A 21,786-nucleotide genomic window follows, 5' to 3' on the forward strand; every position below is an offset into this window, starting at 1 on the left:
TCTATTGGTAGGTAAAAATGTAGTTGCTAGGCTAAATCAACAAATTAAAACCACCCTAAAACTATTTAGAGTGGTTTGTCTTGGTTAAATAACTTATTGAACTTTATCAAACTGATCTATTGCATCAGTAAGAACTTTATAAATTTTTTCATTTCCACCTTTAACTAACAAAGAATAATTCTTAACTTGTAAATACTTACGATCGTCAACAGTTAATTTTTGCATAAAGCCTATACCAATTTTTTGGTTTTGAGGGTCAATAAATTGGGCTATAAGTACCGCTACTTGAGGTTCCTTAAAAGTAAACTGTAAAACATCATTAGCCTTAAATGCACTGGCACCACCAATTAAATCTTTAGGAGGATTTAAGTTTAGTCCCCGAATATCGGTTAAAAAATTATAATATCTAATTAATGCTCTAGAATTATCAGTTCTATCTGCTAGCAGTTGGCCTTTTCTTCTTTCCTCATCTGTAAGCTCTCCTGGTGCTGGAAGACGTTTACGTAGTTCTGACTCAGGGATAGAAACTTTTACAGGTTCATCGCTATCTTTAATTTTCTCATTATTTTGTGGTGTTGGTGTGGTTGTTGCTGTACTAGTGGGAGCAGGCGAAGCATTTGGAATAGGACTAGTAGTAGGAGTTGATACTGTAGTTGGATTATTATTTTGAGGTGTACTACTAGAATTACTAACTGTAGTTGGCTGATCGCAAGCTAAAGAGGTTAATAAGATTAAAATAAAGACAATTTTAGAAAGTCGAGAAAAAAACATAACTTTCTCCTAAGAAATTAAAATAAAGCAAATTGAAAGTTAGCACAAAGAGTAAAGTTTGGTAAAGATTAGCTGTGCAAGTGGGTAGTGACGGGAAGTTAAATTTTAATCTCTATGTTATAATTTTTTTGTGTTAGAGCAAATCAAGCGATCGCTGTTCTCTTTAAGTCTAAATTAGTTACTAATTTGGATTTAAGGGAAGAGAGGAAAGTCCGAACACTACAGGGCAATGGACTGGTTAACTGCCAGGCGGGATAACCCGACGACAAGTGCAACAGAGAATAGACCAGCCGATGGCTAGCTTGCTAGTACAGGTGATGGGTGAAACGGTGGGGAAGCAATTCTTAATGTAATAGCCCACCAGCGGTTGTGGTGACACAGCCGGCTAGGTAAACTCTCCGTGGTGCAAGACCAAATAGGGAGGCGTATGTAGAGTGGCCCGCTTGAGTTTATTACTGCTTTGGCGGTAATAATACGCTCTCCGGGTAGGTTGCTTGAGCTAGTTGGTGACAGCTAGCCTAGATGAATGATCGCTATCTTAGCGTAAGTTAAGAAACAGAATTCGGCTTATAGATTTGCTTTAACACACCCTCATTTATTTTAATAAAACATTCAAAATAGGTACTTTTATGTCAGAAAGCAAAAAACAAAAAAATACACCAAGTAAAGAAACCTCTCCAACTACTAATCCTACTAATGCTAGTACTAATCCAATAATGTTTGCAATGATAGGTATATTACTAGGTTTAGTTGTAGGTTATGTTTTTACAGATACAGTTAATAAATCGGCTCCAGCGACTACTAAAGCAAGTAAAGCCGGGCCTCTAAAAGGCAATGAAGATATGCCTGCTAATCATCCAAGTATTGATGAAGTAGAAGGACAAATTAAACAGGCTTTAGAATTTGGTGAAAAAAACCAAGACTATGACTCACAACTTAAAGTAGGTAGCTATCTTTACTCTCAAGGGCGTATGCTTGAAGATGCAAAACGTTTTTTGCTTAAAGCTAATGAATTAAAACCTAATGAATTTGACCCTTTAGCCCAATTAGGCAACTTACATTTTGATATGGGACGAGAAAAAAACGATCCTAATCTAATGAAAGAAGCTATTAGTTGGTATGAAAAAGCAGGTAAAATTAAGCCAGATGACCTAAATGTTATTACTGATACTGGCATTTCTTATATGTTTCTTAATCCTCCAGATATTAAAAAAGCAATGGAATATTTAGATAAAACTTTGTCTAAAGATCCTAAACATTTGCAAGCTCTTTATCATAAAACAAAAGCTTATATTGACTTAAAAGACTTAAAGTTAGCTGAAGAGACATTTGCAAAATTTAAGGAATTTGCTAGTGCTGATCCTAATGAAATGGTAAAAGAAGCATTAAAAGGTTTGGAACAAGACTTAAATAAAGCTAAAGGTGGTGGTGGTAGTTCTGTTCCAATTCCAACGCACTAAATTTATTGATTAGATAAAATTTACTGTTATTTGATTACGTGGTTTTTATGAAAGACACGCTATTAATCATCAAATTAGTCTTTTTAACAATTTGTTTTTTAGTTTTTTTTGGTGAAAAGCTTGTTTTGGCACAACAACTACCATATCGCACTTATACTACTAGCGATGGGTTAGCAGAAAATACTATCTTAAAAATTATTCAAGATAAAACGGGCCGTCTTTGGTTTGGTACTAAAGGCGGTTTTAGTATTTATGACGGGGTACACTTTACTAATTATACTAAAGAAGATGGTTTAGCTGGAATGCGAGTCTATGATATTTATCAAGAATCAGAAAATATCTTTTGGCTAGCAATGGAAGAAGGCATTAGTAAAGTAGAATTTAAAGAATCAAAAGCCACAATTAAATCTTTTAATGACAAACAAGGGGCTAGTTCAAAAAGCTTTTTTGCTGTATTGCCTGATAATGATAATTATTTATTTGCTGGAGAAGACGGTTTATTTCTCTATGATGGCAAGACTTTTGAAAATATAACCAACAAATATCAATTACCAAAACAGTTTCGCTGTGCAATTAAAGATAAAGAAGGGAATTTTTGGTTCGGTGGAAATAATTTAGTTAAGCTAAATCTAACTAATAAAACTACTACTATTTATAAAGAAAAAGATGGTTTATCAGCAAGTCGAATACGGGGTATTTTCCAAGATAAATTTGGGGATATTTGGATTGCCTCTACTGAAAATGGTATTGCTCGCTTTTTAGGTGACACACAACAAAGTAAATTTCAATACTTTAATACTGAAAATGGCTTACCTTCAAATACTTGTTTTAGTATAACTCAAGATCACTTAGGTAATTACCTAGTGGCTACTAATCAAGGTGCTGTAAAATTTTCCGCTATTAGAAATACTCTATCAAATGAGCTAAGCTATATTGAAAATCTTTCTTATTACAAAGTTGATAATGGACTACCAAATAACATTATTTTGCCAATTTTTGTTGATGAAGAATCTACTATTTGGTTTGGTTCTCATAACGGATTAAGTAAATTAACTAGTGAAAAATTTATTAATTACACTGATAAGGATGGTTTAATTGCAAATAAGGTTAACTGCACTCTACAAGACAAGGATGGAGATATTTGGATTGCTACAGAATTAGGCGTTAATATACTTTCCAAGGGAAAATTAACTAATCTATCAGATTTTCAACCTAACTTGCCAAAAGAAAGAGCCAATGTTTTAGTAGAAGATAAAACAGGGTTAATTTGGATTTCTCATTATTCAAATATTGCTGCCTACCGCAAAAAAAAACAATCTGACAAAATATCTATAGAATTAGTAAAGATTTTAGACAAAAACATTGGCCTAAGCGAAGATGCTGCTTATTGTTTACTAACTGATGACTTAGACCAGTTATGGATTGGAACTAATGAGGGTCTAGTAATTTATAATGATAAAACTATAAAAAAATATACTAAAACAGATGGCCTTTCAAGTAATACAATATATAACTTAAATAAAACATCTGATAATCAAATTTGGGCAGGTACTTCTGACGGTGCTACTTTAATTAGTCTTTTACCTGATGGTAGTTTAGCTTTTAAGTCTTTTCAAGAATCTTCAGGTCTAAAAGCTAAAGCTGTTGGCTATATTATAAAAGACAAGAAAAATACTACTTGGATCTCAACAGAAGGAAATGGACTTTATAAATGGGATGGAGAAAAATTTAGCTCTCTTAGCGTTGCTAACGGGCTTTCTAATAATGTTATTCATTGGATATATGAAGACAGCAATGGGGCCATTTGGGTTGCTACTAATAATGGTATAGATAAATTTACTAATGGAAAGATCCAGCATTATAACTACAAAGATGGTTTTTCACAAAAGGCTAGTGCTACACAACATATAATGGTAGATAAAGATGGAAATTTCTGGCTTTCTACCACGCATGGATTGACTAGGTATAATCCAAAACTTGAGCAAATTTTTTCAACTGCTCCAAAACTAGAAATCACTAATATTAAAGTAAGCCAAAAGGTTATTGACTATCAAGATTACCAAAGTTTAATTACTGGCCAAACAATATCTTTTGGACATAATAAAAACAATATAGAAATAGATTTTGTGGCACTTTCTTTTATTGATGAAGAAAGAAATAGTTATAAATACCAGTTAAAATCTATTAATTCACTAGAAGAATCTGTTTGGTTATCAACAAATGTTGGTAATGCTAAATACTCAAGTTTAGCGTCAGGAGATTATTTATTTAGTGTAAAAGCTATTAATCCAAGTGGAATTGAAAGCCAAGTTAAAACAATAGCTTTTCGTGTAGAAAAACCTTTTTGGTTACAAAATTGGTTTTTGCTAACAAGTTCTTTTTTATTAACTCTAAGTGTTTATGGCACTTATAGATTAAGAGTTAGAGTTATTGAAGCTAAAAATCAACGCTTAGAAACAATTGTTAGAGAGCGAACTAATGAAATATTAGAGCAAAAAAACCAGCTAGAACAAAAAAATCAAGAGCTAAAAGGTAAAAATGAAGAATTAATTTTGTCTCAACAAAGGGCTGATCGTATTTTTTCTGCTTTGGCTGAAACCTTACCCGGAACAATACTTGATGGTAAGTATCAGCTAGGTGAAAAAATTGGCGCGGGTGGATTTGGTGCAGTTTATCGAGGCACTCATTTAATAATGAAGCGAGCAATTGCAATAAAAGTGTTTCGACCAATTGCAGGAAATGATTCTGTAGAGGCTCTGGAACGCTTTCAACTTGAAGCTATATCAGCTAGTAAAATTAGTCATGCAAATGCAATTGCTGTTTTAGATTCAGGTGTTTCAAGTGAAGGAATTGCTTATCAAGTAATGGAACTTCTTAAAGGACATTCCTTAAAAGAAGAATTAAAAAGGAAAAAAGCTCTTTCGCTTGGACGTGCTTTAGAAATTCTAATACCTGTTTGTGACGTACTATCAAAAGCTCATAACCTAGGAATTATTCATAGAGATATTAAGCCAGATAATATTTTTTTACATCAAACACCTGAAGGAGAAATAATTAAGTTATTAGATTTTGGCATTGCTAAGTTAATGGGGCCTAGTGAAGGATTAGATGTTAAAGCTTTAACAGCAACAGGAAGAATTATTGGAACACCTGCTTATATGGCACCAGAACGGTTTGAAGGTAAAGCAGATATACATTCAGATGTTTATAGTTTAGGAGTCGTTTTGTATGAAATGTTGACAGGTGAAGTCCCATTTCAAGAACATTTGGACAATATCTATGTTTGGTTAGGGGTTATTTTATCCAAAGAACCAGAAAAACTTTCTGTTCTAAACCCAGTTATTTTGCAAGAAGTTGAAAATGTGGTTATGCAAACTATTAGCAAAGACAGAAATAAACGCCCAACAGCCAAAGAGTTAGCAGAAAACCTATTAGTAGCAGTAAATATTGATCCTGTGTTTGCTACTAACCTAGGTCAACTTAGCGAGCAACTCCACAAAGTAAAAGAGATTTGGCAAGCACCAAAAATTACAAAATTAAGTAATTTAGAGGCAGAAACGCTTATTACAAACATTAATATGGAAGCAGAAACAATAGTTAACACCCAAACAGCAACATTAATTTCTGGAATTGATGATAAAAAAACAGCTATTTTTGTAAATACAACAAAAGATAAGCAAAGTAATTAATTACACTGTAAACAAAGTTTTCTGAGGTTTTATCTCTTAAAGGCCCAACGGGGCGGCATAGTAGCGTAGGGTTTCAACCCTACGTATGATTGTATTAACTACACTGTATTAAATTTTGTGTTTATTAGGGCTACGCAAACTATTTAGAAGTTGACGAAAAGATTTTAAGTTTGTAACCACAGTTGCATTTATAGACTTAATAGTTGCTAAATAACCCTCTGTTGCTTGGCCTCCTATGATTAACTGAACTTGTGAGCCTAACAAACTACGAAGCTTTTTTAAGTCTAAATGTAAGTAAGGATCGTCAACAGGGTAAATAATGCTTAAAGCTACTAGCTTAATTTTGTGTAACTGTGCAGCTTTAGTAATTTCTTCTACTGGAAGATTTGCACCTAAATAAATTACTTTCCAGCCCTCATAAGCGGCTGTAGCAGCGGCTAGCAATGCTCCTAGCTCATGCCATTGTCTAGGAGGTGTTGCAATAATTATTTTTGGTGCAATGTTAGTAGGTTGTAAGTCAGTTTTTATCCTTCCCAACAAATTACGAATAACAGCCGAGGCTAAATGTTCTTCAACAATTCTTAATTTCCCTTCTTGCCAAAGGATTCCTATTTTATAAAGCAGCGGGACAATTAAATCATCAATCAAAATACTAGGATTTAGTTCTACTTGAGCTTTTGTTAATATTTCGTCTAATTTTTGTGTATCTATTTCAGCTATTGCTGCTAAACAATTCTCAATATATTGTTCTATGCTTTGATTGCTAGTACTAATGCCTAGATCTAGCGATTTCTCTGGTGTAGCTATCATCTTAGAAATTTGATCATTAGATAAATGAGCAATCTGCCCAATACTAAAACCCTTTTCTATAGCTTCTCGTAACAAAGATAGTCGCTCTACTTCTTTATCAGTATAAAATCGCCTATTAGTAGTATTACGACTAGGAGAAACTGCACTATAACGTTTTTCCCAAACACGAATGACATGTTGAGTTAATCCTGTGCGTTGAGAAACTACTTTTATTGGTAACATTTCTTGGTTAGACATTAAAAAACCTGCTTGTTAAAAATTTGTCTATTTTTCTATCTTAATCAAAATATCCTTTGTCAATCAACATTTATTTGTCAAATTTTAGTAAAGTTTAACTATTTTCAATAACTACCAACATTACTAACACTTAACAATAATTTTTTCTTAATTAATTTTCATAACAAGATTAAACAATATTTTAATTGAATTTTTGTCTAATTTTTGTCTAAAAATTGTTGACAATATATTGAACTTGATTTATTCTTTGCAACATAAGAGTTAGCTTGTAAATTTAAGAGGGTGTTAGAAAGATTTTTGAAAAATTTCGGGGGTACTACTAATCTAATTAGCTATATTGTTTAGATTAAGTAGTCAATGAGTTACCAGTTAATGAGCAGAGCCAAACCTATGGTTAAATGGAGGGTCTAGCTGTAGTCGCCAATTTTCATAATAGGACAATTGGTTCTTTGGCCTGCTCAACTGGTGTTTCTTTACAAAATTAGGTGACAAAATGGAACAAGCAATAAGTTTGCAACAAGAAAAAGCCAACAAGCATTTTATTAGTCTGCTACTTTTTTTAACAATATGTTTTTCTGTTGCTGGGGCTGGGGCGGTTTTAACTAACACATCTGTTAGCTCTTGGTATTTAACAATTAATAAACCTAGTTGGACACCGCCTAATTGGTTGTTTGGGCCAGTTTGGACTAGTCTTTATTTTATGATGGCTCTAGCTGCTTGGCTTATTTGGCGCAAGGTTGGAAGCCTTAAAAGCCTGCCCTTAGCTTTATTTGGCTTGCAACTATTTCTTAACCTAATTTGGTCAGGTCTTTTTTTTACCTTACAAAATCCAAAACTTGCATTTGTTGAAATTGTGTTTCTTTGGCTATCAATTTTAGCTACATTAATTTCTTTTTGGCGTGTTAGGTTGGTTGCTGGATTGCTACTACTTCCTTATATTCTTTGGGTGGGATATGCGGTTATGTTGAATTTTACAATTTGGAAAATAAACCAGTAAATTTTTCATGTTTTTTGTAACGTTAAAGTAAATAAGGCATAGTTATGTAGGGACAAGCTAAAAGCTAGTCCCTATTTTTTTTTCTTGCTTTAATAATCTAAAATCCATCGATAACTATAAATTACAGGAAAATTTTATGCGAAAATGTCTTGCTATGTTATTTATTATAATTAGCTTGTTTACTATAAATTACAATATTTTTTCATCTAACCTAGCTTTTGCTCAATCTCAAACAAAAATAAATAACTCACAAGCTAAACAAATGTTAATAGGTAAACATAGACTGCAACTACAATGGCTAAGTTTTTGGAATCGTAAAGAAATGGGGACTGTAGAAATTAAAGAAACAGATGGAATATTATCTGTAGTAGGTAAACAAACTAAAGGAGATGATTTTTTAGAAATAAATGGAAATATTGTAGAAATCAATCCAAAAGACTTTGTATTTGATGGAAAAATCACTATGAGGGTTAATTATAATAATGATGGAAAACCTTGTATAAGAGAAGGTAAACAATTATTTAGAATTTCTGGAGCAAGAAAATTTTGGCGACTAAAAGATATGCTTAATCCTTGTGATAATACTACAACAGATTATATTGATATTTTTTTTAAGGATAATTAAAACTAATTAATAGCTTAGCCATAAATGACTGGGCTATTAACAAAAGCCACTAACGTGGCAAAAAATGATTTTATGCTAACTATATTTTTATCATTTCTAACACTTATTTCTGCTATTTTGCATATTAGAGCAAAAAGATATACTACCAATTTTTATATCTTTAAGCCTCTAACAATGATCTTTATTATTTTAATGGCTATCCAACTGCCAGCTAATCTAAATCCTAGTAGTTACAAATATTTAATAATTACTGGACTTGTTTTTTCTTTGCTTGGTGATGTTTTATTGATGTTACCATCTGATAGATTTGTAGCAGGTTTAGTTAGCTTTTTAATTGCACATATTTTTTATATTATTGCTTTTGTTTTAACAGGAATAAACTTATTTTCTTTACTTTATACAATACCTTTTTTAATCTACGGAGCAGTACTTTTTCTTACCTTACTTCCATACTTAAAAGAAATGAAACTACCTGTTGCTGTTTATGCAAGCGTGCTTCTGATAATGGGTTGGCAAGCCTTTAGTCGTTGGTTAGACGTTGGGCCTGTGGGGAGTTTTACAGCTTTTATTGGAGCAGCATTTTTTATGGCATCAGACTCTATTTTAGCTCTAGATCGTTTCAAAGGTTCAGTTCCACAGGCACAAATTTATTTTATGACCACATATTTTTTTGCCCAATGGTTAATTGCTTTATCAATTTGCTAAACTAAAAAATTTTATCCAGTGTTCCGCATTCCAGCAGCAACGCCATTAAAAGTAACTAGTAGAGCATCTTGCAGTGTTGAATCTTCTGCATTAGCCCGAAGTCTACGTAAAATTTCAACTTGTACAAGATTTATTGGATCTACATAAGGATTACGTACATCTATGGAGCGACGTAGAACGCTATTAGATTCTAATAATTTTTGATGTCCAACAATCTTTAAGATAACTTTTACAGTTTCATCAAAGCGATTTCTTAAATCTGCGCCTAGCGATTTTAATTCTTCAGGTACTAGTGCTTCATCATATTGTGCTGCAATAGCTGGCTCTGCTTTGGCTAGCACCATTTCAAGTAAATCAATAGTAGTCTTAAAAAACGGCCATTCATTGTACATTGTTACAAGTTCAGCTTCTCGACCTTGTTGGATTATTTTGTTAAGAGCATCGCCAACACCTAACCAGGAAGGTAACATTAGCCTTGTTTGAGTCCAAGCAAAAATCCAAGGAATAGCACGCAGGGATTTAATTCCACCATCAACACGCCGACGAGCCGGACGACTGCCTATTTTAAGTGTTCCAAGCTCTATTTCAGGAGTTGCAGCACGAAAATAAGCAATAAAATCTTTATGGCTTAAGACTTCACGATAAACCAAGCAAGCTATGTTGGCTAATTCTTCCATCAAACTGCGCCATTCTGCTTTAGGTGCTGATGGTGGCAACAATGTAGCTTTTAGAGTTGCACTTGTATAAAGTTCTAAAGTTCGCAGTGCAATGCCAGGAATACCAAATTTAGCTTGGATCATTTCGCCTTGTTCAGTAACTCGAATTTTTCCATCAATTGAGCCAGGCGGCTGAGAGTGGATTGCTTGATAAGTTGGGCCGCCGCCGCGCCCTACCGTACCCCCACGACCATGAAAAAGGGTTAATTTTACATTTTCTTTTTTACAAAGCTTTGCCAGATTTTCTTGCGTTTTATATAGACTCCAAGCGGCTGTTAGCAGCCCTCCATCCTTTGCAGAATCAGAATAACCAATCATAACTTCCTGTTTTCCTTGGATATGACTATGATACCAATCAATTTTAAGTAAGTCTGCAATTACTGATTCTGCACGGTTTAAGTCGTCGATACGCTCAAAAAGTGGCACTACACGTAAGCCTTTTGTAATTGCAAATTCTTTTTTAAGTAACTCAACTGCTAGCACATCAGAAGGATACTCAGACATTGAAATTACATAGGCCCCTAGCGACTCATCCCCAATTTTTGCAGCCATAGCAAAAGTGTCCAACACTTCTTTTACTTCCTGGCTAGCTTCAAAATTATGTGCAATTAAAGGGCGGCGATTATTAAGTTCTTTAATAAGAAACTCTTGACGTTCTTTTTCACTCCAATTTGAATAACTACCAAGTGATAAATATTCAGTAATTTCATTAAGTGCTTCTTTATGTCTTGTAGATTCTTGGCGTAAATCTAGTTTAACCAATGTCAGACCAAAACAAGCTAAACGACGTATTAAATCAAGTAATCTTCCATTAGCAATAACACTAGAATTAGTTTCTACAAGCGACCGATAACATAAATGTAGCGGCTCACTTAATTCAAAGCTATATTGGAATACTTCATCATTAGAGGGGTTATTTCCTGCAAAAACTTCCTCTAAATATTTGATTGTTTTAGTCATACGCTTTCGCAAGTTCCCAATTATTACCCGATAAGGCTCGTAGCTATTGCCAACCTTATCGCGTAACTCATCGCTACATTTATTCATTGAAAGCTCATAATAAAGCGCGTTAAGTTCTTGAAAATAAAGATTAGCTGCTTGCCAACGAGCTAAAATGCAGGTTTGCCAAGTAATTTCAGCCGTTACATTAGGATTTCCATCCCGATCGCCTCCCATCCAAGAACCAAAGCTAATTAGAGCAATATCAATAGGCAAATTTCTACCAGTAAATTTTTTTAGATCTTTATCAAGTGAGCGTAAAAACTTAGGTACTGTGTCCCAAAGAATTTGCTCCATTACCACAAATCCGCGTCTTGCTTCATCAAGCGGCGAGGGCTGTCTACGTCGGATTTCATCAGTCTGCCAAATAGCTACAATCTCTCGTTTTAACGTTTCAAACACGCTGTTTTGCTCATCAAGTGTAAGATCTCGTCGATCTCGTTGTTGGAGGGTTGCAGCCACTTGATTATATTTTTGGATTAAAGTTCTACGCATAACTTCAGTAGGATGAGCAGTTAAGACCATTTCAACTTGTTGGGAGCAAATAGCACTATAAATTTGCTCTTGGCTAATGCCTCCATCTAGCAAAGTTTGAAAAATCTCTGTGTTAGATGCTCGTTGAGCTTTGCTATCAGGATTAAGTAAATATTGATTACGTCGTCTAACTCTGTGATGTTGTTCGGCAATATTAGCTAAATTCAGGAAATGAGAAAACGCCCTAGCCATCAGTAACGCCTGCTCTGTAGGTAATTTGGTTAATATTTCTGTTAGTTTATTAAATGAATCAGAATCGGCTTCACGAGCCGTTTTTGATAGGACTCGGACGTTTTCAACAGCTTGAAAAAACTCTTCTCCTACTTGAGTTTTTAGAGTTTCGCCTAACAATTCACCTAACAATTTAACATCTTCTCGCAAAGCTAAGTGTGGATCAGACATTTTTATCCCTCCTCTAAAATTAGCAACAAAAATATATAACAACACAAAGCAAAAGTAGCAAAACATTATTTTGCTAAAACAGTTAAAAAAGTGTCACAACAAAAATTTCTTGAAGTTAGAAGCACTGTTATTATTTAACCAATCAGTCAAACAATACTTATAATCTATTGAAGGAGATAAACTTATGAATTCTGATCGTCCAACCATTAATGATAACACCCCAGCTTGGATGGCTTTTGTTTGGATTTCTTTTGCAGTTGCCATTGTGTTTATGTGCTTAGGTATTTATCACTTACCAGTAGATTTATGGATTAGAGGTTATATGGTGATGGGATTGTTTTTTTGTGTTGGCTCCACCTTTACTCTTTCCAAGACTGTTCGGGATAACCACGAAGCCAAAAAATTAATTAATCGAATTTCTGAAGTAAAGGCTGAAAGATTAATTCAAGAATTTGAAACTAAAGATGTTAAAGATGTTGCTGTTGGACAATTTGTTAGAAGATAAATGCTTTATTTAGCTTTACTTAGCTAAACTATGGGAAAGTAGCCAGGCGATAAAATCTATTTCAGAATAAGCTTGATCCCAGCAGTTATGGCCTACTCCGCTGTATTCGTTGTATTTGGTTTCGTTATTTAAAGTTTTTAATGCTTCAGCCATTTTTTGGGATTCGCTAACCATGACTACATTGTCCATATCGCCATGAAATAGCCAAACAGGAGTTTTTCCTATTAGTTTAGCCATAGCCAAGTAAGGGTCTTTTTCTTGATTAATAGCAGTAATATTTTCTGGCAATTTACTTAATGATGATAGATTGGTTGGTGGTACGACCCAACCGCAAATAGGTGCGATAGCTGCAAATTTGTTAGGGTTAGCTGCTGCTAAATACCAAGTACCGGCCCCACCCATAGAAATACCTGTTAGATATACACGTTGTGGGTCAATATTAAATTCTTGGATAGTTTTATCTAGCGTTTTTAAGGCTTGTTTAGCCATCAAAGGTTGTGTCCAATGTCCATCACTAGGGCATTGAGGCATGACAACAATTACAGGAAAGCGATCAACATAACGACGAATCGCTTGGGCAATACCAACATCAGTTTGTAGTAAACCATCTTCGCCACGTTCCCCTTTGCCATGAAGAAAAAGCACAACAGGCCATTTTTTATTTTTTGTATATTGAGAAGGCACATAAACTTGATAGCGATAGGTTTTTTGCTCAAAAGTTAAACTACGGTTAAGAAAGCCTGTTTCCACTTTTTGAGCAAAAACAAAACTTGTAGCAAAGGAAATAATCATTCCAGCTAATAATAGTTTTATGGGTAACTTAAAACTCATTGCCTATATCCTAATTTATTAAACTTACGCTTTAGCACTACAAGTAGTGTCTTCTACAGTTTGATAATCACGGTAAAATTGATGAAGTTTAGCAGGTATTGCCAAACTTAGTACAACAAGAAATGTAGCAAAAAAACCTGTAATTTTAGGTAAAGAGCTAATTTGCATTGGTGCAAGCAGGAAAATAAGCCCAACATGAAAAGTAAAAACTTGTAGTGAATGTTGTCCCAACTCAGCTAACCAACGCCATTCAAATAGCAGGCTAAATTTTGATCTTAACATCCCTACTAGGTAAACTAGAGTAGCAAAATTGATTAGTCTAAGTAAACCTAATCTTTCTTTGGATGTGATAACTTCACTTTCAAGAAAATTTATTGCTATTAAGTCTTGTCGAAGTAAAAATAATAGAGTAGCTACAACTAGAGAAATAATTACTAACTTATTGTTTAATAAGCTAGTTAAATCTCTTTGCTGATATTTCAAAAAGCCTAAATAAAGACCACTAACAAAAATTAATTGCCACGCAAGTATATCAAAAGCTCCTAAGTGAATAGGCAAATATTTAGCAACTAAACTTGTAATTAAGCCTAAAACGCCAAATTGAGCTATTAACCAAATACCAAGGCTAGCTAAAATGACCATTAAACTACGACCTTTGATAAACTGCTCGATTAGAAACGGCATTAAAAGCACTAGAATAAAATAAAGTGGCAAAACATCTAAAAATGTAGGTTGATAAAGTAGAACTGAGCCTAAAACTAACGCTAGAAAAGGCTTATTCAGTAGCAATGGATCAGCAAAATTATAAATATTTAATTTCCAAGCAGAGACAAAAAAATTGCTATAAAGTCCTGTAAATAGAAGGAGTAAAAAAACGCTGATATGAGCTAAATAAATGGTTCCAGCGCGTTGAAGTGCTGCTTGCCAAAGTTGCTGCTTACCGTAATTTACCCTTAATTTTGTATAAACAATGCCTGCAACATATCCAGAAAGAAAAACAAAGCATTCTGCAGCACTAATAAAGCCTAAAGCGTGGATTGTATAGCTACTTAGAGGAAGGGTTAAGTGATCAATTGTCATTATGGCTAAAAATAAGCCTCGCAAGCTGTCTAACGTAATATCTCGGCGCATAAGTTATTTATAAATTTACTGTTATAGAAAACAATTTATTGGTTAAGAAAAACAGTAAATCTATTAAGTTTTATCTCTCTAGTCAATTAGTTAATTAATATAAGTTAGTCTATGGGGTTAGAGTTACTAAATTATTTGGTTGGATTCTTATTTTATAAAATGACAGAATTTACTGTAAAATAGCGATTTGTAGATGTGGCAATAGAAGAGTAATATTAAATGTAAGGAGTAAATATGACTAAAGTAAAAGAACAAGCCACAATAGAAGATTTGTATAAAATATCTGAGAATAGAAAAGCAGAATTAATAAATGGAGAGATAGTGCTAATGTCACCAACAGGGATCTTCCTAACATAGTTGCAGGAGCTATTTATGTAAGTCTACGGCTATACTCACGTAATACAAAATTAGGTAGAGCATATACTGATAATATAGGCTACAAAGTTAATTTACCAAACAGAAATTCTTTCAGTCCAGATGCTTCATTTTATGTAGGAAATTCCGCAGGGATGAAGTTTTTAGAAGGATCTCCAGTTTTTGCTGTGGAAGTTAGAAGTGAAAATGATTATGGAAATAAAGCAGAAGAAAATATAAAGAAAAAAAGGGAAGATTATTTTTTGGCTGGCACTCAAGTTGTTTGGGATATAGATTTACTTAGCCCAGATCTTATTAAATCCTATCGATATGATGTACCTGATAACCCTGTGATTTTTCGCCGAGGTGATATTGCTTATGCAGAACCAGCATTACCAAATTGGTCTATTGCAGTTGATGAAATGTTTTTATAACTTTTGTTTTTTATCAGATTTTAATAGTAGTTTACCAGCCACTAGCCCATTGGCGAAGTTTAGAAATTTTTTGTTTAACTTCCACTCTATCTACTTCTTCAGGGGCGATATCAAGATATCGAGTAAGCGCGTCTGCTGCATCTGCAAAACGTCCCTCTTTTTGTAGTGCTGCCGCATAATTAAGTATTAATTCTGTGTCGTTTGGGTCAAGATCTGAGGCTTTTTCAAGAGAAATTACACTAGCTTGTAAATCACCTGCTTGAGCAAGCGAAGTTGCTAAAGTTGTATGGGCAATAGAATCATAAGGATTAAATTTTAATAGTAATTTGCTTTCTTCAATTGCTTGATTTACTTGTCCGCTAGCTAGTAGCGTTCTAGCTAAATTTTGTCGAGCTAGGGCGTTTGTTGGATCAAGTTTTAAGACTAATTGAAGTTCTTTTTGAGCCATTTCAAAATTTTGTTGCTGACGAAACAAATTAGCAATGTTAATCCTAGCTTTATAGTCTTCAGGGTCTATTTCTAATGCAGTTTTATACTCTAACAACGCGCCAGTAAAGTCTCCCTGCTTTTGTAGAGTTAATCCAATATCATTAAATAAATCTATGTTAGAAGGATCTAGTCGTAATGCTTCCCTTAAAGATGTTAAAGCGTCTTTTAAGTTTCCTCGCGCTTTAAGCAAAGTTCCTAGTGCATAGTGAGCAAAAACATCATTAGAATTAGCTTTAACACGGGTTTGATAGACAACCAAGCTTGCTTCGTCGCCTGTATCTTTGGAAATTACATTGACGCTAACACTACCTACAGCATCTTCTTCAGTAAAATAAGGGGCTAGGCGTTTAACACGTGAATAATAATTTCGCTCTATTTCAGCTTTGCTACGTAGCGCGGCTGATAGATTTTCTACTACGCCGCAAGTTGGGTTTAACTCTAGAGCTTTGCGAAAAAGGCGGATAGCCTTGTCCATTTCGCCTTTTTGCTCTAGCAATTTGCCTATTTCAGCACGAGCAAAAGCATCTTGAGTGTCAAATTTAGCAGCAGCACGAAAAGCGTTTAATGCTTCATCTAATTTTCCTTCCTCCTTAAGAATTATTGCTTGAGAAAAATGGCTAACTGAGTCTGTAGGGTCTATTTCTAAAGCTTTAAGCAAAAATTGTTTTGTCTGACTTAAATTTCCTAAAGCTTTTTTTGTAATAGCAAGTTGTCTGTAGCCTGCTGCCCAATCAGGTTTTAACTCTAAGGCTCGTGTTAAAGCTTTTTCTGTTGCTAGAAAATCTCCAGCTTGCCAAAACTTATCAGCTAAGATTTTTTGTTGTTCAAAAAGTTCTTCAATTTGTGATGGAGGTTCGTTTGTCTCAACAAGTGTTACTTGAGCAAATGCAGTGTTAGTTATAAAAAATACTATAAATAATGTAATTACAAATAAATAGATGTTAAATTTTCGGCTAAACATAACATATCCTTGAATGTTTTAAGGGAGTGCTATTTTGCTAGTATAGCTAAATTTTTACTTGTAGAAAGAGAAAAGTTTATCAAAATAACTAGCTTTATTTGCTACTGTGGTGTAAAAAACTATAGTAGTTTATAAAACTATAGTAGCTTAAAAAACTATGGTATAGAAAATAACTTAGAAAAAAATAGCCCTGAAATTAGGGCTATTTTAATACGATAGAAAAAATGCACTGATAAAACTTATTACTGTTAGCTATTCTTTTGCACCTGCTGAAGTTAAAACTTGAAACATTTCAGCATCCATTGTTTCTGCTACTTGGTTTAAGGCAGTAAAGCCGCGAAAATCTTTAATAGTAACATCTGCTCCGGCACCAATTAAAAAGCTAACATTAGCCACCTTTCTAGCTCTAACAGCATACATTAAAGCGGTTTGACCTGAATTATTGTCATTAATGTTAATTCCAGTTGCTACAAGTGTGTTTAATGAGGCTACATTTCCTTCCATTGCAGCTAAAATCAAAGCTGACCAACCCCAATTAGTTGTAGCAGTTGGATCTGCACCAGAATCAATTAATTTTTGCATTATTTCTGTTTGGCTATGTTTAGCAGCATACATAAGGGCAGTCCAACCTGTAAGACTTTTAGCATTAACATCAGCCCCAGCATTTAGTAAAAGCTCTGTAGTTTCTAGTTTTCCCCAACCAGCAGCAAACATAAGAGCCGTCCAGCCTTTTAAGTTTTTGGTGTTAATATCTGCACCTTGTCTTAAAAGTAAATCAATAGTTTCTGTTTCTCCTTGAAGTGCTAAATACATTAAAGCCGTCCAACCTTGTTCATCTTTAGAGTCAGGATGCACGCCTTTTTCAAGTAGGCTTTTTACTTGGTCTAAATCATTTGCTTTAGCTGCGGCTACTATAGCTTTATCAAATACTTGTGAAATTTTAGCAGTTTTAGAGTTACTGCTCTTTGTAACATCTTTATTTATTGTTAACGCAGAAGTATTACTAGTAAAACTAACTACAGTAATTAATGAAAAAACTAATATTAAAGCAATTCTTTTATAAGACATTAAAACACCTCCAAACTAAACTGCTTTGGTTGAGAGATAAATTTATGGAATGGGAAGTAGTATTCTAACTTTACCTAGTTATTAGCTGCAACCCTTGTTTAATATTTATTATTAAAACTTTTTAGCTAGATTGCCTAATTCAATCATTGCCATTTCAATTTCTTTTGACCAGGGATTTCCGCAGCTTATACGAATAAAATTATTATATTTGCGTGTGGTAGAAAAAATTGGGCCTGGAGCAATGCTAATTTTTTTTTCTAAAGCACGTTGATGTAATTCCAAAGAATCTACTTGTTTAGGCAATTCTACCCAAAGAACAAAACCTCCTGTTGGACGACTTACTTTAGTTCCTATGGGAAAATACTTACAAATGGCTTTTAGTGTTGTTTGAATTTGTTCACAAAAAGCTTTTCTTAGCTGGTTTAGATGACGTTCATAGCTTCCATCTCTTAAAAATTCTGCAATTACCATTTGAGGTAAGGAAGATGTAGCAATTGTTGTCATAGACTTTAATCTTTCTATTTTTTCTTTAAATTTTCCTGGTGCCGTCCAACCAACTCTATAGCCAGGTGCTAAGGATTTAGAAAAGGATGAACAAAGTAGCACTAACCCTTTTTTATCAAATGCTTTGGCTGTTTGTGGTCTATTGCAACCAAAATGCAGTTCCCCATAAAGATCATCTTCAATTAGCGGAATATTTCTTTTGCAAAGCATATCTACTAGCTGCTTTTTATTTTCTGTTGGCATACAGCTACCTAAAGGGTTATTAAAGTTTGTTACTACTAAACAAGCTCTAATATCATTATTATTTAATGCTTTTTCTAGGGCTTCTAAACATAATCCTTCATTAGGAGTTGTAGCAATTTCTAAAGCTCTCATACCTAAACTTTCTATAGTTTGTAAAACGCCATAGTAAGTAGGAGATTCTAAAGCAATTGTGTCTCCAGGCTTTGCTACTGCTCGCAAACATAAATTTAAGGCATCCATACAGCCAGAAGTAATCACAATATCATCAGCCGTTAAGTTACCTCCCCAGGTAAAAGAGCGTTGAGCAATTCTTCTACGTAGTAGTTCATTGCCGGGAGGAAATTCATATTCCACAGCACGATCTCCATATTTTCTAGTCATAGCAACTACTAAGCGATTTAATTTATTAACTGGCAAAATTGTAGAACTAGGACAAGCTGCACCTAAAGGGACGATATCGGGATGGCGTGCTGCTTCAAAGACTTCTGTTACAAGTTCATCAATATCAACATTTTTTGCTATTAATGGTGGATTTGTCCGGCTAGGTTGGGGAGGGAGATCTTTATTTGCTAGTCTAACAAAAAAACCGCTACGGGGCCTGGATTCAATTAACCCTTTGCTTTCCAATAAAAAATAGGCTTGAAAGGCTGTTGACATACTAACATTTTGTTGGCGTGACATAGCACGTACAGAAGGAATTTTTTCTCCAGCACGTAGTACGCCTTTTTCTATCATTTGCTCAATACGCACTGCTACTTGTTGATAAAGCAAATCATTTCCTAAACGGGCTATTTGTTCCATATAAGTATTGTTCCTAGTAAATTTAGTTGCCCAAATACGTTAATACAAGCTTTTAGGTTTCGTTATTTTTTATATTAATCAAAAAATCTGATCTGGTCAAAAATATAAAATCTGAATCTGTTTTGTTAATAAATTTTATTTTAATCTTTCTATCAAGAAAAGTAATTGGAGGTAAAAATTATGATAAGTCTAGTTGATAATAGTGTACAGAATGAAAAAAAACATTTTGAAACAGATCAGTTTGGATTAAAAAAAGGTGAGTTATGGAAGAGTCCAAATAACTTTCATCTTCTATTAATTGATTGTCAACAAGGTACGCTTTGGATTACTCAAGCAGGTGATATGGAAGATCATTTGATTGAACCAGGTCAAAGCTTTAAGACTTTAACCTCTGGATTAGTTGTAATGCAGTCACTTTCTGATAATTCTTGTGTATCAGTGTTGCATAACTAAAAATTACTTAAATCAACTACATTTTTTATTAGGAAAATTAATTTATGAGCCTAAACGAAAAACCTTCTTTGTTATTGCTAGTGTTAGCTTTTGCGGCTGTTTATATAATTTGGGGTTCAACTTATATAGCTATTGTTTATGTGTTAGAAACCCTTCCATCGTTTTTAATGGCGGGAGCAAGATTTCTCTTAGCTGGAGGTTTACTTTATTTCTGGGCGAGGTTTAGAGGTTCTGAAAAGCCTACTTTAACCCATTGGGGACAGGCTTTGCTTATTGGGGGTATGTTATTTTTAGTTGGTAATGGTACGGTTGTTTGGGTAGAACAACATGTTGCTTCTGGTATAGTGGCACTACTAATTACAACTGAGCCTATTTGGGTTGTACTACTAGAGTGGTATTTAGACAACAATCGACCTAACCGAAATGTTGTTGCAGGCTTGTGTTTAGGCGTTATTGGAACAATTGTATTAATTGGGCCAAGTGCAATTAGCGGTTTAGCTAATACTAGTTTGTTAGGTTGTTTCATGATTTTAGGCTCATCTTTCTTTTGGGCAGCAGGTTCAATTTATTTATCTCGTGCAGCACTTCCATCATCTGCCTTACTTTCAACAGGTATGCAAATGTTAGCAGGGGGTTTTCTGTTAACAATTCTTGGGACAAGTTTGGGAGAATGGTCAAAGCTTAATATTGCTAATGTGTCTCAAAACTCAGTGCTTGCTTGGCTTTATTTAACAATATTTGGTTCATTAATTGCTTTTACTGCTTATAGCTGGCTAGCACGTGTTGCACCTCCTAGCCGTGTAGCGACATATGCTTATGTAAATCCTGGTATTGCAGTTTTATTAGGTTGGTTTCTAAAAAATGAACCTGTTACACAACGCACTTTACTGGCAGGATTATTGCTAATCTCTGCTGTAATATTAATTACAACTAATCGCCGAAGTGTTAAGAAAGATTTTTCTATAAAAGAAGAAAAGGCTACTAACAAAATTGTAGATAATGAAGCAGTTTGTTTGGTGGAATAATAATTTTTAGATTTGTGAGGAGCTAGTTTTTAGTAAGATGAATTACTAAAAACTAGCTTTCTAACTTATTAGTTTTAGGGCAATAAATTTCAATTTCTATCTTTCAATATAATAACTTTGGCGTGTTTTAATTTTTACTTTTGGCCGGGTAACTTCTACCCTTATATCATGTAAGTCATTTTCACTAATGCTATCAGGATAAAAACCAAGTTGATACTGGTTTTGCAATTCTCTGCTAATAATATTAAATATCTTTCTAGTATTACTTTCTTCAGCTTTATAAAATTTTCCTCCAGTAAAATTAGCTAATTGTTCCATAGTAGTTCTTGATTTTTTATTAGTTGATGATGTGTTATATAAAATATTGTAAATAACAACATTAGAATTAGCTAAACTGTAACGTAATTTAGAAAGCGATCTACGGCTGTTATTATCTATTCCATCCGTTAGTAAAATAATTGCTTTTCTGCTTTTTCCAGACTTCTTAAGATAATTTTGGACAACTTCATATAAAGAATCATATATAGAAGTTCCAGAAGCACTATGAGTAGCTGACATATTACTTATAGATAAGTTTAGAAGGTCGTGGTTATTAGTAAAATTATTTAAAACATGTAGCTTAGAGTCAAAAGTTACTATCATTGCTCTATCGCTAGGTCTTAAGATTTTTACAAAATTTGCTGCGCTTTTTTTTATATCGTTAAAATGTTGTTTTATACTATCACTAACATCAAGCATAATAACTACTTCAAGTGGATCTTTGTTTGTTTCAAAAATAGATATAATTTGTCTTTTTTGATCAGAATAAACTCTAAAATCTTCTATAGTTAAATCATTAACAAACTTATTTTCTTTATCTAAAACGACTACAGGCAAATTGACCAAAATAGAATCTATTTTGATACTATCTTCTCCAAGCTCATCATCAAATTCAGCTTGTTGTGCAAAAGTCTGACAAGATAGTAACATCATCATTATAGGAAATAAAAAAAATATATATTTTATTATTTTATAAATTTTAGTAGACATAGTTTTTCAACCT

Annotated in this window: 17 protein-coding genes, 1 other RNA gene and 1 pseudogene; 10 read left to right on the forward strand and 9 right to left on the reverse strand. The window is 33.7% G+C overall.

Going from position 1 to position 21,786, the window contains the following annotated elements; genetic code table 11:
* Positions 1 to 93: 93 nt before the first annotated feature.
* Entirely contained in the window at positions 94 to 771 is a 678-nt protein-coding gene (locus IPK14_22520) for a hypothetical protein (GenBank protein ID MBK7996046.1), read from the reverse strand.
* A 135-nt stretch (positions 772 to 906) separates the two neighbouring features.
* Here IPK14_22520 and rnpB point away from each other — a divergent pair.
* From rnpB to IPK14_22535, 3 genes are all read left to right on the forward strand, one after another.
* An RNA gene (gene rnpB, locus IPK14_22525) (RNase P RNA component class A) lies at positions 907 to 1,357 on the forward strand.
* Positions 1,358 to 1,400: 43 nt separating this feature from the next.
* Positions 1,401 to 2,231: a hypothetical protein gene (locus IPK14_22530; GenBank protein MBK7996047.1), complete on the forward strand. Its 831-nt coding sequence runs from the start codon at positions 1,401 to 1,403 to the stop codon at positions 2,229 to 2,231.
* 47 nt (positions 2,232 to 2,278) lie between these two features.
* The gene (locus tag IPK14_22535) at positions 2,279 to 5,920 is read left to right on the forward strand and encodes a protein kinase (GenBank protein ID MBK7996048.1); all 3,642 of its coding nucleotides are present in this window, start codon (positions 2,279 to 2,281) and stop codon (positions 5,918 to 5,920) included.
* Between the two features lie 108 nt (positions 5,921 to 6,028).
* On the opposite strand, the gene IPK14_22540 is transcribed toward IPK14_22535, so the two are convergent.
* Complete coding sequence (locus tag IPK14_22540; GenBank protein MBK7996049.1) at positions 6,029 to 6,967, reverse strand: MerR family transcriptional regulator; 939 nt, start codon at positions 6,965 to 6,967, stop codon at positions 6,029 to 6,031.
* Positions 6,968 to 7,460: 493 nt separating this feature from the next.
* Between IPK14_22540 and IPK14_22545 the strand changes: the two genes are divergently transcribed.
* The 3 genes from IPK14_22545 (at position 7,461) to IPK14_22555 (ending at position 9,294) form a co-directional block, all read left to right on the forward strand.
* Complete coding sequence (locus IPK14_22545) at positions 7,461 to 7,964, forward strand: tryptophan-rich sensory protein (protein MBK7996050.1); 504 nt, start codon at positions 7,461 to 7,463, stop codon at positions 7,962 to 7,964.
* 136 nt (positions 7,965 to 8,100) lie between these two features.
* Positions 8,101 to 8,589, forward strand: coding sequence for a hypothetical protein (locus IPK14_22550; GenBank protein MBK7996051.1), 489 nt, complete (start codon positions 8,101 to 8,103; stop codon positions 8,587 to 8,589).
* Between the two features lie 24 nt (positions 8,590 to 8,613).
* The gene (locus IPK14_22555; GenBank protein ID MBK7996052.1) at positions 8,614 to 9,294 is read left to right on the forward strand and encodes a lysoplasmalogenase; all 681 of its coding nucleotides are present in this window, start codon (positions 8,614 to 8,616) and stop codon (positions 9,292 to 9,294) included.
* 11 nt (positions 9,295 to 9,305) lie between these two features.
* On the opposite strand, the gene ppc is transcribed toward IPK14_22555, so the two are convergent.
* The gene (ppc, locus tag IPK14_22560) at positions 9,306 to 11,945 is read right to left on the reverse strand and encodes a phosphoenolpyruvate carboxylase (protein MBK7996053.1); all 2,640 of its coding nucleotides are present in this window, start codon (positions 11,943 to 11,945) and stop codon (positions 9,306 to 9,308) included.
* Positions 11,946 to 12,129: 184 nt separating this feature from the next.
* Between ppc and IPK14_22565 the strand changes: the two genes are divergently transcribed.
* Complete coding sequence (locus tag IPK14_22565; protein ID MBK7996054.1) at positions 12,130 to 12,450, forward strand: hypothetical protein; 321 nt, start codon at positions 12,130 to 12,132, stop codon at positions 12,448 to 12,450.
* Positions 12,451 to 12,465: 15 nt separating this feature from the next.
* Here the strand turns inward: IPK14_22565 and IPK14_22570 are convergent, their stop codons facing one another.
* Together IPK14_22570 and opgC are read right to left on the reverse strand one after the other, a co-directional pair.
* Positions 12,466 to 13,281 carry a prolyl oligopeptidase family serine peptidase gene (locus IPK14_22570; protein ID MBK7996055.1) on the reverse strand — a complete coding sequence of 272 codons (816 nt, stop codon included), beginning with the start codon at positions 13,279 to 13,281 and terminating at the stop codon, positions 12,466 to 12,468.
* Between the two features lie 24 nt (positions 13,282 to 13,305).
* A complete protein-coding gene (opgC, locus tag IPK14_22575) occupies positions 13,306 to 14,412 on the reverse strand; it encodes an OpgC domain-containing protein (protein MBK7996056.1) in 1,107 nt (368 codons plus the stop codon).
* Positions 14,413 to 14,646: 234 nt separating this feature from the next.
* Between opgC and IPK14_22580 the strand changes: the two are divergent.
* A pseudogene (locus tag IPK14_22580) lies at positions 14,647 to 15,200 on the forward strand (Uma2 family endonuclease).
* A gap of 31 nt (positions 15,201 to 15,231) precedes the next feature.
* On the opposite strand, the gene IPK14_22585 reads toward IPK14_22580, so the two are convergent.
* The 3 genes from IPK14_22585 to IPK14_22595 form a co-directional block, all read right to left on the reverse strand.
* Positions 15,232 to 16,650 (reverse strand): tetratricopeptide repeat protein, encoded by a 1,419-nt coding sequence (locus IPK14_22585; GenBank protein MBK7996057.1) that lies wholly within the window; start codon positions 16,648 to 16,650, stop codon positions 15,232 to 15,234.
* 252 nt (positions 16,651 to 16,902) lie between these two features.
* Positions 16,903 to 17,718, reverse strand: coding sequence for an ankyrin repeat domain-containing protein (locus tag IPK14_22590; protein ID MBK7996058.1), 816 nt, complete (start codon positions 17,716 to 17,718; stop codon positions 16,903 to 16,905).
* Between the two features lie 111 nt (positions 17,719 to 17,829).
* Entirely contained in the window at positions 17,830 to 19,266 is a 1,437-nt protein-coding gene (locus IPK14_22595; GenBank protein MBK7996059.1) for a PLP-dependent aminotransferase family protein, read from the reverse strand.
* Between the two features lie 180 nt (positions 19,267 to 19,446).
* Between IPK14_22595 and IPK14_22600 the strand changes: the two genes are divergently transcribed.
* Both IPK14_22600 and IPK14_22605 read left to right on the forward strand, forming a co-directional pair.
* Positions 19,447 to 19,719 (forward strand): DUF2917 domain-containing protein, encoded by a 273-nt coding sequence (locus tag IPK14_22600; GenBank protein MBK7996060.1) that lies wholly within the window; start codon positions 19,447 to 19,449, stop codon positions 19,717 to 19,719.
* Between the two features lie 44 nt (positions 19,720 to 19,763).
* Positions 19,764 to 20,744 (forward strand): EamA family transporter, encoded by a 981-nt coding sequence (locus IPK14_22605; GenBank protein MBK7996061.1) that lies wholly within the window; start codon positions 19,764 to 19,766, stop codon positions 20,742 to 20,744.
* 96 nt (positions 20,745 to 20,840) lie between these two features.
* Here the strand turns inward: IPK14_22605 and IPK14_22610 are convergent, their stop codons facing one another.
* Complete coding sequence (locus IPK14_22610; GenBank protein MBK7996062.1) at positions 20,841 to 21,773, reverse strand: VWA domain-containing protein; 933 nt, start codon at positions 21,771 to 21,773, stop codon at positions 20,841 to 20,843.
* Between the last annotated feature and the right edge of the window lie 13 nt (positions 21,774 to 21,786).

It is taken from the genome of Blastocatellia bacterium, from assembly GCA_016713405.1.
GTDB lineage: Bacteria > Acidobacteriota > Blastocatellia > Chloracidobacteriales > JADJPF01 > JADJPF01.